The sequence below is a fragment of the Natronorubrum sediminis genome (assembly GCF_900108095.1).
Classification (GTDB): Archaea; Halobacteriota; Halobacteria; order Halobacteriales; family Natrialbaceae; genus Natronorubrum; species Natronorubrum sediminis.
On the sequence record NZ_FNWL01000003.1, the window covers coordinates 266418 to 281378 of the forward strand.

Here is a 14961-nt window from a genome sequence, read left to right on the forward strand (position 1 = left end):
ACATAAATCCATTCGCCGTCATCACCCCTAATTGTGCATTTCTGGTGGTTATGGAGCGACTTGAATCCGCTTTTCTCGAGTTGGGGTGGCTTCGAAGGGAGGGACTGTACTGTTGATAGAACGCTCGTGAGTGAGCAGATCCGGTCCAATCGACAGCCCATTGGTAGTAGTTACAACTAGACAACAGATTTTTGACGGGCAACGTGGTGGATGATGTTGTATGGTAACTGGTAACAATGGGTCTGTTGGAGCACCGATCGAACGGAACGAACACAACGAATTGGCGGTGTGGCTATGCTAGACCTCGAGGAGACGTTCATCTACGACTCCATTACGCACGCGTACAACATGGCCCCCTCGAACTACCGGAACGAGCAACATGCCGAAGGCATCACGGAGATGCTCTACGGCACCGTCGACGGGATCATGACCGAGGAGTACCGTCTCGAGCCCGAGGCGTTCGTTCGGGACTGGGGCGTCGAGGAGACGGCGAACATGCTGTTCCGGGAGAGCTATACGGATATGTCGACGTTTCATCCCGTCCCGATGTACGCGTTTCACGACGGCCTCGTCGCCAACGAGAAAGCCGGTACCGTCGTCGACCGGTGGCCCGACCGATTCCGTTCGTACGCCGCCGTCGACCCGCTCCGAGACGAGTGGGAGGAGACGCTCGAGGAGCAAGTCGACGCCTTCGATCCGATCGGCGTCAAACTCTATCCCTCTCACTGGAGTGCGGACCATCACGAGGGGTGGAGCATGGGCGATCCCGACGTGGCGTTTCCGGTATTCGAAAAGGCGGCCGATCTCGGTATCGACCTCATCGACATCCACAAGGCGATTCCGTTCGGCCCGGTGCCTCGCGGACCGTACCATCCGCGGGACGTCGACGTCGCCGCCGAGAGTTTTCCGGACCTCACGTTCAGCATCGTCCACGGCGGGTTCGCGTTCACCGAGGAAACCGCCTGGCAACTGGCGCGATTCCCGAACGTCTACGTCAATCTGGAGGGAATACCGCCGATCTTGCTCGGCAACGAGCGCCGGTTCGCCGAGATACTTGCCGAACTGATCAGCATGCTCGGCGAGGACGGGATGGACCGACTGTTCTGGAGTTCTGGCGCGATGTCCGTTCACCCGAAACCGCAACTCGAGGCGTTTCGTGACTTCGAGTTCCCGGAGGACGTTCGGAAGAACACGAGTGCGATGGGCGACCTTCCACAGATTACCGACGAGCACAAACGGAAGATTCTGGGAGAGAACTACGCCGACCTCATCGGACTGGATATCGACGAGGCGAAGTCGCGAATCACGGACGACGAGTTTGCTCGGTATCGAGCCGACAATGGACTCGCCGAGCCGTACTCGACGACGGCCGTCCCCGAGGAGGTGGCCTGATGGACGACGATCGGATTCTCGAGCGACTCGACGAGATCGTCGACCCGTGTAGCGCGGCCAACGGAACCGATCTGAGCATCGTCTCGATGGGACTAATCGAGGAAATCGATATCGACGGTAGCCACGTCACCGTCTCGATGCACCTGACGACGCCGTTTTGCATGCAGATCCCGTTTTTCATCGACGAAGTCGAGGATCGAGTCGGGTCACTCGAGGGCGTCGAGTCCGTCACGCTCGAGACTGACTCGGGAATCGAGTGGAGCCAGGACATGATGTCCGAAGACGCCTGTCGGAAACGCGAGCAGCGAACGCAGGCCCGCGCGGACCGATATCGCGAAACCGCGAGTGATCGTTCGCTCGCTCGGACCGACGGATAGGACGGTTCCTGAACGCCTTCCGGCGGTCGACTCGATCGCGTTGTATTGACCGTAATGCCTATGATCAAACCCGTGTTTGGAAGTATCATGCAAGGGTTGACGCTGAGCTGGCTCGCGGAGCGAAACGCGTACAAGTTCCCCGAAAAGGAAGCGATCGTACTGACACCCGTCGAGGGGGGTCGAACTGCCATCACGAATGCCACGTTCGACAAACGGATCAATCAAGTCGCAAACGGGCTGCGACGACGCGGCATCGAGCGAGGCGACAACGTCGCCGTCTACACGGTGAACTCGATCCCGACGCTCGAGATGTACCTCGGTGCCATGCGAATTGGCGCGTTGCCAGTGCCCATCAACCACCGGTTTCAGGCCGACGAGGTGCGGTACGTCCTCGAAGACTCCAACGCGGAACTGCTCTTCTTCGACGATCACGCTGTGGATATCGTCGACGAAATTTCAGCCGACCCAGCGATGCCAGGTGAGACGCTGTTCTACGGGAAAGACCGACCCGACTACGCCGACGACTATATCGACTTCCGTGAACAGTCCGGCACCAACTCCATCGAAATCGTCTCCTCTCGAGTCGATGAGGCGATGTTGATGTACACCTCGGGGACGACCGGCGACCCGAAAGGCTGTCTGCTCACCCACGACAACATCATCCAGATGACGGTCAACGGAATCGTCGAGAAGGCCTTCGAGGGACGCAACGTCAACGTCGACGGACGCGGCCTGATCGTAACGCCGCTGTTTCACATCGCCGCGTTCGGAATGTTCGTCAACAACTACTACGCGGGTGCGACGACCGTCCTGATGGACGGGTTCGAACCGAACCGAGTCATGAACGTGATCGAGGAAGAGGCGGTGACCTCCGGGTTCTTCGTCCCGATGATGGCTCGGGCCCTGTTGGCAGTCGACGATTTCGAAGACTACGACCTTTCGGCGTTCGAGGAGTTTGGGATCGGTGCTGCACCGTCGGGGAAGGAACTCAAGGAGACGATATCGAAGGCCTTTGATGCCGACTTACAGGAGGCGTTCGGACAGACCGAGTTGTCACCGACGACGACGCTTCTCCAGCCGAGTCAGGCGCTCGACCATCCGGACAGCGTCGGCAAACCGGTCCTCAACGTCCTCTTCAAGGTAATCGATCCGAAAACTCGCGAAGAAGTCGACCCCGGTGAGATCGGGCAGGTCTGCTATCGCGGCCCGACGATGTTCAACGGCTACTACGGAATGCCCGAGCGGACCGAGGAAACCTTCGACGACGAGGGCTTTTTCGTCTCGGGCGACCTGGTTCGCCAGGACGAAGACGGGTTCGTCGAGTTCGTCGGCCGTGCCGATAACATGATCATTACCGGCGGCGAGAACGTCTACCCGGCCGAAATCGAAGAGACGCTTCACGAACATCCGGCCGTCGACGAGGTCGCGATCGTCGGTACACCGGACGATACGTGGGGGGAACGCATCAAGGCCGCAATCGTCCCCATCGACGGAGGGGAGCCCTCGGCCGACGAACTACAGCGCTACGTTGGCGAGCGACTCGCGGATTACAAAAAACCGAGAGAGTTCGTGTTTCTCGAGTCGTTACCGCGAAATCCAACCGGAAAAGTTCTCAAAGCGCCTCTCGAGGACGAAGCGGGCGAGATGGTTGGCTGGGAGTCCTGATTACGTTTCTACGCCGTATTGCTTTGCAATCGTGTTGAGCTGAATTTCGTCGGTCCCCTCGACGATCCGTTGGATGCGGGCACGATGGAGGTGGTGCATGTACGGGTTCTCCTCGGCCAGTCCGTTGGCTCCGTGAATCTGAACCACGTCGTCGGCGATGTCCCAGACGGTGTTGGTCGCGAACCACTTGAGGATCGACGACTCGGAAATCGCCTGCTCACCCTGATCGAGCATCCACGCGCACTTGAGGCCGACAGTATCGGCTGCGAACGCGTTTGCTCGTCCGCGGGCGATCTTGTGTGAGACGGCTTGGTACTTGCCGATGTTTTCGTCGAAGGCCTCCCGACTGTTGGCGTACTCCGTTGCCTTGTCGAGCAGCCACTCGGCGTGGCCGACCGCCGTTGCGCCGATCTCCACCCGACCGAGGCCCAGAAACGACATGGCGTCGTAGAAGGCAGAATCGACGTTGCCGAGCACGCGGTCTTCGGAGAGTCGAACGTCGTCAAAGTGAACTTCGGCCTGCACTCCTTCCGCCCCGACGGCGTTGTTTAGCGATCCGATGTCGTACTCGTCAGGTTCGACGATAAAGCACGTGATGCCTCCGTGTCTGCCGGCTTCCTCCTGTGGGGAGGTCCGTGCGAACACTTGGATAAAGTCGGCGTAGGGCGCGTTCGTGATCCATTGTTTCGTCCCGTTGAGTACCCACTCGTCGCCGTCTTTCTCGGCGCGAGTTTCCATGTTCGGCGAGTCAGATCCCACGCCCGGTTCGGTCTGTCCAAACGCCGTCGACTTCTCGCCGCGCATTGCCGGCTTGAGGTACTTCTCGACCTGTTCGCCCTCGGCCTGAGCCAGCAGTGGCTTCGGCCCTTCCGGCCCGGCGAGTACGTTCGTCGATAGCGGGACGTCGGATTTCGCGACGTGTTTGTTCGCTCGATACCAGGTAATCGCAGAGACATCCTCTCCGCCGACGTCCGTGGGCATATTCATCGCGTAGAACCCAGCCTCCGCGCTCTTGCGCCGTACTTCCTGGTGAGCTTCGACGACCTCGTCGGTTAAGCGACCGTTCGGTTCGTGGCCGAGACGTGGGTTGGTCACCGTTTCGCCCAAGTCGTCGGCGATCGGCTGCACTTCCTGTTCGATGAAGTCATCGATACTCTGCAAGATGAGTTCCGTTTCCTGGGCCACTCCGAAGGAGACACCCGGATTACTATCTACTGATTTCGCCATTACCAGCTACACTATTGTCGAAATACCCATATAAAGATCACTGCTAGCTATAGCACTGTTGGCATGACACCACGAGTCATGTCCCTCTACGGTGCGAGTGCTGTCATCGTCTCGTGAATTTCGTCCGTCGTCGCTCCACGCGGGAACGAAACGTAAACCGCGTCGACGCCGTCGATCGACTCGAACTTCTCGAGTTGGTCTCGAGCGTCCGCCGGCGTGCCGGCAGCGCCCATCTGCTCGCGAAGTTCGGACTGGACGAGGTCGACCGCGTGGTCGCGTTCGTCTTCTTGCCAGGCGTCGTGGATTTCGTGAGCAAGGTCCTCGTAGCCTTGTCGAGCGAGGTTGTCCCGGTAGAACGTCCCCATGCCGCCGATGTAGAAGGCGATATGCTGTGAGACGAGTTCGTTCGCTCGCTCTGCGTCCTCGAGTGCACAGCACCCGACCGACAGCGTAACACGAATGTCATCCGGATCGCGATCACCCAATTCGGCACCGCGTTCGAGGTCCTCGAGTCGCTCTTCGATGCCGCCGCTGGTGTAGTTGACCGCGTGCCAGCCGTCGGCGAAGCGTCCGACCAGTTCGACCGCTTTCGGGCCGAGCGCCGCTGCGTCGATCGGTGGGGCCGGGTCGGGCGCGTCACACCGCAGTCTAAACCCGTTCAGATCGAAGTACTCGCCGTCGTACTGCACGGGTTCGCCGGTCAGAACCTGCTTGACGATGTCGATCGTCTCCCGTGTTCGCCTGAGCGGGTTCCCGAACTCCTGTCCATGCCAGTTCTCGATGACGATCGGTCCGCTCGGACCGACGCCGAGGCGGAATCGACCGTCAGTTGCCTCCTGCAACGTCGCTGCAGTCTGGCCCAGCAGTGCCGGCGAGCGCGAGTAGACGTTGACGATACTCGTTCCGAGGCCGATCTCGTCGGTTCGTTCTGCGGTCGTGGCGATCGCCGTCACGGCGTCTCGACCCCACGATTCCGGAAACCACGCTCGGTCGTATCCAAGCTCTTCCGCGGTGATCGCCTGATCGACGAGCGCATCGAGCGTCGGCTGTGCGCCGACTGGCAGAAAGACGTCTCGTTCTGTCATACGACAGTATGGTCGTAGACGAGTCGTATAAAGTTATACGTGTGTCACCCACCGCCATAGTTATGTATTCTCATGTGAACCTGAGCGTGTATGCAGGAATCATTTGAAACCACGACAGTGGAATTCGACGAAGACACCGGCGTTGGACGAGTAACGTTGAACCGACCCGACGCACTCAACGCACTGAGCGGACAACTCCGCGAGGACATCGTCGAAAGCCTTCGACTGCTAAATGAGCAAAACGACGACGAGATCGCGCTCCGAGTGGTCGTCATCAGCGGTGCGGCGGGGAACTTCTGTGCCGGCGCCGACATCACCGAGTTCGAGGATGCCTCCCCCGGTGGCAGCCCCGAACGCACCCACTACCAGTTCATTATGGACTTCCCGGTGCCAGTGATCGCAAAGATCGACGGCTACTGTCTCGGCGGCGGACTCGAGACGGCGATGGCCTGTGACTTCCGGTTCGCGGCCGAGGATGCACGCCTCGGGCTTCCAGAAGTCGACCTGGGTATCATCCCCGGAGCCGGTGGCGTCCAGTATATTTCCGAACTGGCCGGTCCCGCCGCGGCCAAAGAGATCGCGATGACCGGAGATCACATCAGTGCGACCCGTGCGGACGAACTCGGCATCGTCAACCGCGTTCCAGACGATCTGGACGAGGCGACACAGAAATTCGCGGAGAAGATCGCCTCGAAACCACCGCTCGCGATCCAGACGATCAAAAATTCCGCTCGCATTTCCACTCAGACGTCGCTCAAGGAGGGGATCGATTACGACAATAAGGTGTTCGAGCCGCTACTGGCAACTGAAGATCACAAAGAAGGCGCTCGAGCGTTCGCCGAAGACGACTACGAGCCGGAGTTCACGGGCCGCTAAGCCGTTTCGGTACTTCGGGATCCGCCCCGTCCCGAACCCTATTATTGAAGTGAGTCAACGTGTATCGTACACTATGCAACTCAACGGAGTACGTATACTCGACCTCACACGCTTGCTTCCGGGCCCGTACGCGACCCAACTGCTCGCCGATTCCGGTGCTGAAGTAATCAAAGTCGAAGACACTGGTGCCGGTGACTACGCTCGACACGGCCAGCCTCGCTCCGAGCGAGACGTCGGCGCCATCTTCGAGATGGTCAACCGAGGGAAGAAGAGCGTCTCGATCGATCTCAAGTCCGACGAGGGAACGGAGGCCTTCTACCGACTCGTGGAATCGGCTGACGTCGTCTTCGAGCAGTTTCGTCCCGGCGTCGTCGACCGACTCGGCATCGATTACGAGACGCTGTGTTCGTACAACGAGGACCTGATCTACTGCTCGCTGACCGGGTACGGACAGGAAGGGCCGTGGTCGGACCGAGCGGGCCACGATCTGAACTACGTCGGGTTAGCCGGACTGCTCGATATGACTCGAGAATCTCCCTCGGATAAACCCCAGATGCCTGGATACCCGATCGGAGATATGAGCGGCGGACTGTTCTCCGCGTTCGCGATCACCGAAGCGTTGCTATCGCGCGAACTCGGTAACACCAACGGTGAGTACATTGATGTCGCGATGAGCGACGTCGTCGCCTCGTTTTCGCAGTCGGTCACGTATCAGGCGCTGACTGGTGATCCGGCCGAACCGCGCCCCGGTGAAACCGCGCTTTCGGGGAAGTTCCCGTGGTACGACAGCTATGCGACGGCAGACGGCAAATGGGTCACGCTCGCCGCGCTCGAGCCGAAGTTCTGGCGGGCCTTCTGTGAAGCTGTCGGGGCGGAACACCTCATCGACGCTCACGACGACCACGATACGGAGACGTTCGCGACGGTGCGCGCGGAACTCGAGGACCTGTTCGCCGAACGGACTCGTGAGGAGTGGGAGGACGCGCTCGGCGACGTCGATGCGGCTTTCGGCGGCGTCTACACACCCGCAGAGATGGTCGAACACCCACAACTCGAGGCACGAGAGATGATCGAGCGACCCGAGAACGCCCCGTCGCGGATCGGCTTCCCCGCACGCTCGAGCGAAGCGCCAGCGGGGGCGGGCGAAACCCTCCCGGCCCAGGGCGAGCACACCGATTCCGTGCTCTCAGCGGTGGGATACTCGGACGCGGAACTCGAGGAACTTCGGGACGCGGACGCGATACGGTAACGACAGTACGGCTGTGCCGGCCCATTGGTATTCTCGTAGTGTGACTTACTCTCAGCTAAAAACGGTATCGTCGCGGTCGACGGCCTAGCCGCTACGGATTTCGTCGAAAGCCTGTGTCATTTCTTCTTGCATTGGTAACACGACATCCCAGTCGATCCACGTCAGGTCGTCCGGGTGTTCCGTGTAGTCCGGCAATTCAGTGATTTCCTCCGGCGGATCTTCGATCGGAATTGGGTAGTCGATGTTCGTCGATAGCTCTACGAGGTTGTCCCGTTCGTAGAGCCAATTGAGGAGTTCGTGTACCGTTTCCTCGTTCTCACTCTCTTCGGGGATCGCGTATCCTTCGCTGTGCGTGACGGCTCCTTCCTCGGGGATGAAGTACTCGATCGGATAGTCGTCAGCCTGTAACGAGAGGACCCGGCCGCCCCAGGCCGAGGAGATTACCGCTTGTTCTTCACGAAGAAATTGCATGTGTTGGTCGCCCGACTCCCAGTACTGGAAGACGTTCTCGTGTTGGTCCTCGACCTTCTCGATAATCGCGTCGAAGACGTCGTCGTCTTCGATTTCGTTGATGTCTTCGCCCGCGGCAGCCGCAGCGTTGGCAAAGCGCGCATCCGGTCCAGCGAAGAGCGAGATCTGGCCTTCGTACGCTTCGCGTTCGATCTCGTCCCAGGAATCGAACTCGTCGACCTCCTCTGTGTTGTACGCGAGACCTTGCGTCGAGATGTACCGGTAGACGCCGTCCTCGTGGTCCTCGAGGAACGGCGCGTCGTGCCACGGTCCGTCGATGTTGTCGTAGTTCGGAATTTCTCCGTAATCGAGGTCCATGAGGACGTCTGCCTCGCGAAATTGAGCGAACCCGTTCGGCGACGGATTGCAAAAGTCGATCTCGCCGGGACTCCCTTCGAGGACGCTGAGCATTTCCGTATCGTCTGCGACCTCCATGTGCTGGACGTCGACGTCGTTTTCGTCCTCCCACTCGGTCAAGATGTCTCTGAATGCATCCTGGGTTGCACCGCCACGTCCCATGTACTGTAGCGTATCACCGCCTCCGCCGAGACAACCGGAAATCCCAATGCCGGTTGCGACGGCCCCGGTCTGTAATACCCGCCGACGCGTGATGCCTGGAATGGTGTGTTCACCCATGACACCATGTACGGCAATCACTAACATGATAGGTGTTCTGGTCGACTAACCGACTCCAGCAGTTAATACAAAACCAGGACGTGCTAGGAAAATTCAGAAGGAGAAGAGGTCGACACCGCCAGTCACGCCGATAACTTGGCCTGTGACGTAACCGGCCTGTTCCGAACTGAGGTAGGTGATCATGTCGGCAACGTCGGCTTCACTCCCCAGTGCGCGCATCGGTGTCGCCTCGGCGATTCGCGCGAAGTAGGGGTCGACGTTCTCTCGTAGTTCGTCAGGGTCCATATCAGACCACTCGCCGACGACGATGTTCGGTGCGATGACGTTCGAGGTGACGCCCGCCTGTGCGCCCTCGAGGGCCATCGTCTTTCCGACACCGATCATCGCTGCTTTCGTTGCCGAGTAGGAGAACTGACCGAATCCGCCGTACCAGCCGGCCATCGACGACATATTGATGACGCGACCCCAACCGCGCTCGCACATCCTGGGGAAGACTTCCTTGCTAATATTGTAGGTTCCGGTGAGGTTGATCTCGACGTCGCGATCCCAGACATCGTCCTCGAAGTCACCGATACGAGCTCTCGCGTCGACCATCGCTGCGTTGTTCACGAGGATGTCGACGCCGCCGAACTCGTCTCTGACGTCGCCGATTGATTCGCTCACGTCGGCTCGATCCGTGAGGTCACACGCGACTGCCATGGCGTTGCCGCCGCCTGCGGTTTCGTTGATCTCCTCGGCTACTTGCGCGGCCCCGTCTTCGTCGACGTCTAATGGGACGACGTTGACGCCTTCCTCGGCGAGTTTGCGACAGTCTTCACCGCCAATTCGACCGCCACCGCCGGTGACGACCGCAGTCCTATCGGTAATACCTAAATCCATACCATCTCGTGAGATACTGTCTACCATAATAACAGTTCCCCTTTCGGAAATCTCGGTCGTGTTCGTCTCGGTGACCGAACGTTTCTGTCCCGTGACCAATGAGAATTTTTAACACAGGAGTTCACCTCTCTGAGGGTACATATGATAGACGATAGTGATATCGAGCCACGCGTGGATACTTACCGGTTCTATCGCGAAGAGTGGGACGACTACGAAGAACTGTACGAGTCCTTCGAGTGGGAGATTCCCGAGACGTTCAACATGGCGACGTTCCTCTGTGAACGGTGGGCGACCGGCGAGGCCCGTCCCGCGCTCTTCGACGCCTCGAGCGCCAACTCGAGAACTCGATACAGTTTCGACCAGCTCGAGGAGAACGCGAACCAGCTCGCACAGGCGTTCGCCGACCGCGGGATCGAACGCGGGGACCGGATTGCTGTCAGCGGGGCACAGCGAGTCGAAACGCTCGTCACACACATCGCAGCGTGGAAACTCGGTGCCGTCTCGGTTCCGTTGAGCGTCCTCCTCGGCCCGGATGCGCTGTCGTTTCGCCTCGAGGACAGCGAGACAGTGGCATTCGTCGCCCACGACGACAGTCTCGAGGCGCTCCGGACCGTTGCCCCCGATATCGGGGTGCTCGAAACCACGCTCGTCGTCGGTGACGAGTCGCTGACCGACGAGGAGACGGCGTTCTGGGATGCACTCGAGGGACAGCCATCGACGTTCGAGACCGTTTCGACGCCGGCCGACGATCCGGCGATGATGATCTACACGAGCGGGACAACCGGGAACCCGAAGGGCGTGATTCACCCACACCGTAGCATGCTGGGTGCACTGCCGGCAGTGTTGCTCGGCCAGTACAACCTCCAGGTGCGTGCAGACGACGTCAATCGCACCGTCGTCGAGTGGTCGTGGATCGGTTCGCTGTATCTCAGTCTCTTCCCGGCGCTGTACTTCGGCACGCCGACGGTTATCGATGCGAGCGGCGAATTCGATCCGGAACGGGAGTTCGAACTGATCGATCGGTACGACGTGACGACGACTGGCGGTCCAGCGACTGCGCTTCGCATGCTGGTCCACTCCGAGAGCGCCGACCGATACGATCTCTCGAGCGTTCGCGTCATCGTTCAGGGTGGCGAGGCCCTCGATCGAGACACGGCAACGCGACTGACCGACGTTTTCGAGAACGCCGTCGTACACGAAGTGTACGGGCAGACAGAGGCCTTGCAGTTCGTCGCCGACTGCACGGCACTCGGGGTCGACCACCAGTTCGGTAAGATGGGCAAGGTCGCCCCCGGACACACCGTTCGGATTCAGGATCCTGAAACCGGCGAGTCCCTCGAGCGGGGTGAAGTCGGTGAAATCGCACTCGAGTACGACGGCAACCCCATGTGCTTCGAGGAGTACTGGAACCGATCGGACGCTACCGCCGAAAAGGTTCAAAACGGGTGGTTACGAACCGAGGATCTGGGCGTGCTGTCCGAGGACGGTTATCTCTCCTTTCGAAGCCGAACGGACGACGTCATCATTAGCTCCGGCTACAAGATCGGCCCGACGGAAATCGAGGAGTGTCTGGCCGAACACGACGCGGTTGCTTCCTCGGGCGTGATCGGCGTGCCCCACGAAACGCGGGGAGAAATCCCCAAAGCGTTCGTGGTACTCACCGACGACGCCGACGCGTCCGAGTCGATGCGAGAGACACTCCAAGACCACGTCCGCTCACGGCTGGCGAAGTACCAGTACCCCCGTGAGATCGAGTTTGCCGACGAACTTCCGAAGACGTCGACGGGCAAGGTTCGCCGTCTCGACCTGCGTAAGCGAGAAGGACTCGCGCCGTCTTGATTCGAAATCGGCAGCGAGCGCTTATATATTCGGCTCGCAAACGACCGTTCATGGCAGATTCCGATCGAACGCCCGCGAGTGGGATCGAGCGACGGGTGCATCGATTCGAGTTCACGGTCGAATGGCCACCGGGACACGCGGCGGCGTACCTCCTCGACGGTGACGAAACGGTCCTCGTCGACGCGGGGATGCCCGGCGACGACGCCAGAAGCGAGCTTTCCGCCGGCTTGGCCGCCTCTCGACACGACCTCGACGTCGATCACCTCTTGCTCACCCACGCACACAGAGACCACATCGGGCAGGTTCGGACGCTACTCGAGAACGGATCGCCGACCGTGTACGCGCCACGACAGATCGCAGAGCGATTCCAACGGGACGTAGAGACGATTGCGACGGCGACCCGGGCGAACCTCGTCGAGGCCGGCGTCGACGAGGACGTACTCGACACTGCAGCCGACCGCCTCGTCGGATTTCATCGAACCATCCGGGAGCTACTGCCACTCGAGGCGGTCGACGTCTGGCTCGACCACGGGAGCCCCGTCGACATCGGCCCGCTTACAGTCGAGCCGATTCACGCGCCGGGCCATCACGTCTCGCAGTACTGCTATCGGACGGAACTCGACGGCGAGCGGACGCTGTTCTCCGGCGACGTCGCGATGGAACCGTTTCGCGCGCCGGCACTGCTCGTCAACTTCGACGATGGCGTTCGCGAGTCGGTCACGACCTTCCTCGAGTCGTTACACCGCCTCACGTCGTACGCCGTCGATCGCGTCTATCCCGGCCACGGCCCGGTACACGCCGAGTACGACGCCATGGTCGCGCGATCGATTGCAGATATCGAGACGCGTCTCGAGGAGACCGTCGATGCAGTTTCGACGAACGGCACGACGGCGTTCGATCTCGCGTACGAACGAACAGGACGGACGCACGATATCGAACGCTTACTCGTCGAAACGGTCGGCATGCTCTCTCACCTCGAGACGGAGGGGCGTGTCGAATCGACGCTCGAGGACGGCGTTCGATACTATTTTCCGGTGTAAGCATGCTGTCGACGGACCAGTGCGTGTCACCGCTATCGATCGGTGGGTCGGTGGCCACGCCAGTAGTCCACGCGAGATTTTATTATCAGTGCCATGTAACTCAGAACGATGGTACCGAACCACACGATATACGGTGAGCAGAATCGTCCACGATCCAACCAGCCTGTCGAGACGGAGGCTCTCCGATGACGCGCTCGCAGTTCAGCGTCGATGGCCAGACGGCCGTCGTCACGGGTTCCTCGAGCGGGATCGGGAAGGCCATCGTCGAACGCTTTGCCGACGACGGCGCGAACGTCGTCGTCACCTCGAGAGAAGCGGCCAACGTCGAACCGGTCGCCGACGAAATCAACGAGAGCGATGCCCCCGGCGAGGCGCTCGCACTCGAGTGCGACGTGACGGACCGTGGTGCCGTCGAGGAACTCGTGCGGACGACCGTCGACGAGTTCGGTAGCCTCGATATTCTCGTTAACAACGCCGGCGCGAGCTTTCAAGCGTCGCCCGCCGAAATCAGCGAGAACGGCTGGAAGACGATCGTCGACATCAACCTCCACGGGACGTTCCACTGCTCGCAGGTCGCCTACGAACAGATGAGTGCCGACAGTGGCGGCCAGATAATCAACGTTGCGAGCGTCGCCGGCCAGCGTGGCTCGAAGAACATGAGTCACTACGGCGCAGCCAAAGCGGCCGTCATCAACTACACGACCTCGGTAGCGGCCGACTGGTCGGAAGACGACGTGTGGGTCAACTGCATTGCTCCGGGCCTCGTTGCGACGGAGGGTGTTCGAACACAGATGGGAATCGACGGAGATGTCGACGCGATCGATCGCTCGAGAGCCGACCGGACGATCGGTCGTCCCGAGGAGGTCGCCGATCTCGCACAGTTCCTCGCCAGTCCGGCATCGTCGTACATCGTCGGCGAGACGGTTACGATAAAGGGTGTCCCACGACTCGAGGAGTAACTGATTCGCTCTTCGGGATCGACGTCCGAGAACGGTGTGGTCCGTTAGCTTTGAATCTCGTTGTGTCGCTGCTCTAACTCCTCTTGCAACGGAACGATGTCGGACCAGTCGATCCAGACGAGGTCGTCCGGGTCTTCGGTGTACTCCGCGCGTTCAGTGATCTCTTCGGGAGGGTCCTCGAGCGGAACGGGGTATTTGTGAGTTTGTGCCAGTTCGACGGCGTTCTCGCGTTCGTAGATAAAGTCGAGAAGATCGTACACCTCCTCTTTCATGTCGCTTTCCTCGACGATGGAGAACGCGGTCGACCACGTGATACACCCCTCCTCTGGTATAACGTACTCGACCGGGTAGCCGTCCTCCTGAAGGTTCTCCGCACGTCCGCCCCACCCTTCGGAAACGGCGGCCTGTTCCTCTCGGAGCAACCGCATGAACTCGTCGCCGGCGGTCCAGTAGGTGAACACGTTCTCGTGTTGGTCTTCCATCTCTGCGACGGCGTCCTCGTAGAGGTCGTCGTCGTTCGCGGCCTCCGCGATGTCGTATCCGAGGCTCGCGCACGAATTTCCGAACCGCGAAACGGCGCTGTCCTGGAGCGTCAATTCGCCGTCGTACTCCTCGTCTTTCATATCTTCCCACGACGAGATATCGCCGTGTTCGGTGTTGTAGATCAACCCCTGAGTCGAAATGTAATAAAAAATTCCGTAGGGATTGTCGTCAACGAGCGGTGCAGACTGCCAGGCGTCGTCCACGTTGTCGTAGTTCGGGACTCGATCGACGTCGATCTCCGCGAAGAGACCCTCGTCGTGCTCGAGTCGGTTGAGTTCGTATGCCCACGATACTAAGTTCGCGAAGTCGAAGTCGTTCGGATTGGCTGCGATGAGTTCGACCATCTCGGCGTCGTCCGCGACTTCCTGGTGTGTGACGTCGATCCCGCTATCTGCGCTCCACTCTTCGAACAGTTCGCGTTCGGCGTCCTGCGTGATTCCACCGCGGCTAATGTATCCGAGCGTGTCGTCGTCGCTGCCCCCCAGACACCCCGCAACGGCGGCTCCCGCGACGACGCTGCCCGTCTGAAGCACCTGTCTCCTCGTCGGTTGTTGAATGGTATTGTCTACCATACTACTCGTTCCTCACTAGTGGCCTATATTAATCCTCTTATTGCAACCGTCGTCACAGAACGAATACTAACCGATACGGCTAATAAGATAAAATCGGCGGTCCACACAATTG

The 14961-nt window shown here is 59.9% G+C and carries 13 protein-coding genes; 8 read left to right on the forward strand and 5 right to left on the reverse strand.

Annotated features, from left to right (window positions below):
* Nucleotides 1-294: 294 nt before the first annotated feature.
* The 3 genes from BLW62_RS14945 (at nt 295) to BLW62_RS14955 (ending at nt 3434) form a co-directional block, all read left to right on the forward strand.
* Nucleotides 295-1392, forward strand: coding sequence for an amidohydrolase family protein (locus tag BLW62_RS14945; RefSeq protein WP_090507831.1), 1098 nt, complete (start codon nt 295-297; stop codon nt 1390-1392).
* Nucleotides 1392-1769 (forward strand): metal-sulfur cluster assembly factor, encoded by a 378-nt coding sequence (locus BLW62_RS14950; protein ID WP_090507832.1) that lies wholly within the window; start codon nt 1392-1394, stop codon nt 1767-1769. Before BLW62_RS14945 ends, BLW62_RS14950 begins: the two co-directional genes overlap by 1 nt.
* A gap of 87 nt (nt 1770-1856) precedes the next feature.
* Nucleotides 1857-3434: a class I adenylate-forming enzyme family protein gene (locus tag BLW62_RS14955; protein ID WP_090507885.1), complete on the forward strand. Its 1578-nt coding sequence runs from the start codon at nt 1857-1859 to the stop codon at nt 3432-3434.
* Here the strand turns inward: BLW62_RS14955 and BLW62_RS14960 are convergent, their stop codons facing one another.
* Together BLW62_RS14960 and BLW62_RS14965 are read right to left on the reverse strand one after the other, a co-directional pair.
* Complete coding sequence (locus BLW62_RS14960) at nt 3435-4661, reverse strand: acyl-CoA dehydrogenase family protein (RefSeq protein WP_090507833.1); 1227 nt, start codon at nt 4659-4661, stop codon at nt 3435-3437.
* An 86-nt stretch (nt 4662-4747) separates the two neighbouring features.
* Entirely contained in the window at nt 4748-5746 is a 999-nt protein-coding gene (locus BLW62_RS14965) for a TIGR04024 family LLM class F420-dependent oxidoreductase (protein ID WP_090507834.1), read from the reverse strand.
* Between the two features lie 90 nt (nt 5747-5836).
* Between BLW62_RS14965 and BLW62_RS14970 the strand changes: the two genes are divergently transcribed.
* Together BLW62_RS14970 and BLW62_RS14975 are read left to right on the forward strand one after the other, a co-directional pair.
* Nucleotides 5837-6622 (forward strand): enoyl-CoA hydratase/isomerase family protein, encoded by a 786-nt coding sequence (locus BLW62_RS14970; RefSeq protein WP_090507835.1) that lies wholly within the window; start codon nt 5837-5839, stop codon nt 6620-6622.
* A 73-nt stretch (nt 6623-6695) separates the two neighbouring features.
* Nucleotides 6696-7871 carry a CaiB/BaiF CoA transferase family protein gene (locus BLW62_RS14975; RefSeq protein ID WP_090507836.1) on the forward strand — a complete coding sequence of 392 codons (1176 nt, stop codon included), beginning with the start codon at nt 6696-6698 and terminating at the stop codon, nt 7869-7871.
* An 84-nt stretch (nt 7872-7955) separates the two neighbouring features.
* Here the strand turns inward: BLW62_RS14975 and BLW62_RS14980 are convergent, their stop codons facing one another.
* A complete protein-coding gene (locus tag BLW62_RS14980; protein ID WP_245726732.1) occupies nt 7956-9017 on the reverse strand; it encodes an ABC transporter substrate-binding protein in 1062 nt (353 codons plus the stop codon).
* Between the two features lie 93 nt (nt 9018-9110).
* Entirely contained in the window at nt 9111-9896 is a 786-nt protein-coding gene (locus BLW62_RS14985) for an SDR family NAD(P)-dependent oxidoreductase (RefSeq protein WP_090507838.1), read from the reverse strand.
* A gap of 141 nt (nt 9897-10037) precedes the next feature.
* On the opposite strand from BLW62_RS14985, the gene BLW62_RS14990 reads away from it, so the two are divergent.
* The 3 genes from BLW62_RS14990 to BLW62_RS15000 all read left to right on the forward strand — a co-directional run bounded on the left by BLW62_RS14990 (nt 10038) and on the right by BLW62_RS15000 (nt 13734).
* Nucleotides 10038-11735, forward strand: coding sequence for an acetate--CoA ligase (locus tag BLW62_RS14990; protein ID WP_090507839.1), 1698 nt, complete (start codon nt 10038-10040; stop codon nt 11733-11735).
* Between the two features lie 50 nt (nt 11736-11785).
* On the forward strand, nt 11786-12775 hold the full coding sequence (locus BLW62_RS14995; protein WP_090507840.1) for an MBL fold metallo-hydrolase: 990 nt from the start codon (nt 11786-11788) through the stop codon (nt 12773-12775).
* 185 nt (nt 12776-12960) lie between these two features.
* Entirely contained in the window at nt 12961-13734 is a 774-nt protein-coding gene (locus tag BLW62_RS15000) for an SDR family NAD(P)-dependent oxidoreductase (protein ID WP_090507841.1), read from the forward strand.
* Nucleotides 13735-13778: 44 nt separating this feature from the next.
* On the opposite strand, the gene BLW62_RS15005 is transcribed toward BLW62_RS15000, so the two are convergent.
* Nucleotides 13779-14849 (reverse strand): ABC transporter substrate-binding protein, encoded by a 1071-nt coding sequence (locus tag BLW62_RS15005; protein ID WP_090507842.1) that lies wholly within the window; start codon nt 14847-14849, stop codon nt 13779-13781.
* Between the last annotated feature and the right edge of the window lie 112 nt (nt 14850-14961).

Bases quoted from the DNA above. Each gene is read 5' to 3' on its own strand.
- BLW62_RS14990 (WP_090507839.1), top strand. From the start codon at position 10,038: ATGATAGACGATAGTGATATCGAGCCACGCGTGGATACTTACCGGTTC.
- BLW62_RS14965 (WP_090507834.1), bottom strand. From the start codon at position 5,746: ATGACAGAACGAGACGTCTTTCTGCCAGTCGGCGCACAGCCGACGCTC.
- BLW62_RS14970 (WP_090507835.1), top strand. From the start codon at position 5,837: ATGCAGGAATCATTTGAAACCACGACAGTGGAATTCGACGAAGACACC.
- BLW62_RS14950 (WP_090507832.1), top strand. From the start codon at position 1,392: ATGGACGACGATCGGATTCTCGAGCGACTCGACGAGATCGTCGACCCG.
- BLW62_RS15000 (WP_090507841.1), top strand. From the start codon at position 12,961: ATGACGCGCTCGCAGTTCAGCGTCGATGGCCAGACGGCCGTCGTCACG.
- BLW62_RS15005 (WP_090507842.1), bottom strand. From the start codon at position 14,849: ATGGTAGACAATACCATTCAACAACCGACGAGGAGACAGGTGCTTCAG.
- BLW62_RS14975 (WP_090507836.1), top strand. From the start codon at position 6,696: ATGCAACTCAACGGAGTACGTATACTCGACCTCACACGCTTGCTTCCG.
- BLW62_RS14955 (WP_090507885.1), top strand. From the start codon at position 1,857: ATGCAAGGGTTGACGCTGAGCTGGCTCGCGGAGCGAAACGCGTACAAG.
- BLW62_RS14985 (WP_090507838.1), bottom strand. From the start codon at position 9,896: ATGGATTTAGGTATTACCGATAGGACTGCGGTCGTCACCGGCGGTGGC.
- BLW62_RS14995 (WP_090507840.1), top strand. From the start codon at position 11,786: ATGGCAGATTCCGATCGAACGCCCGCGAGTGGGATCGAGCGACGGGTG.
- BLW62_RS14980 (WP_245726732.1), bottom strand. From the start codon at position 9,017: ATGGGTGAACACACCATTCCAGGCATCACGCGTCGGCGGGTATTACAG.
- BLW62_RS14945 (WP_090507831.1), top strand. From the start codon at position 295: ATGCTAGACCTCGAGGAGACGTTCATCTACGACTCCATTACGCACGCG.
- BLW62_RS14960 (WP_090507833.1), bottom strand. From the start codon at position 4,661: ATGGCGAAATCAGTAGATAGTAATCCGGGTGTCTCCTTCGGAGTGGCC.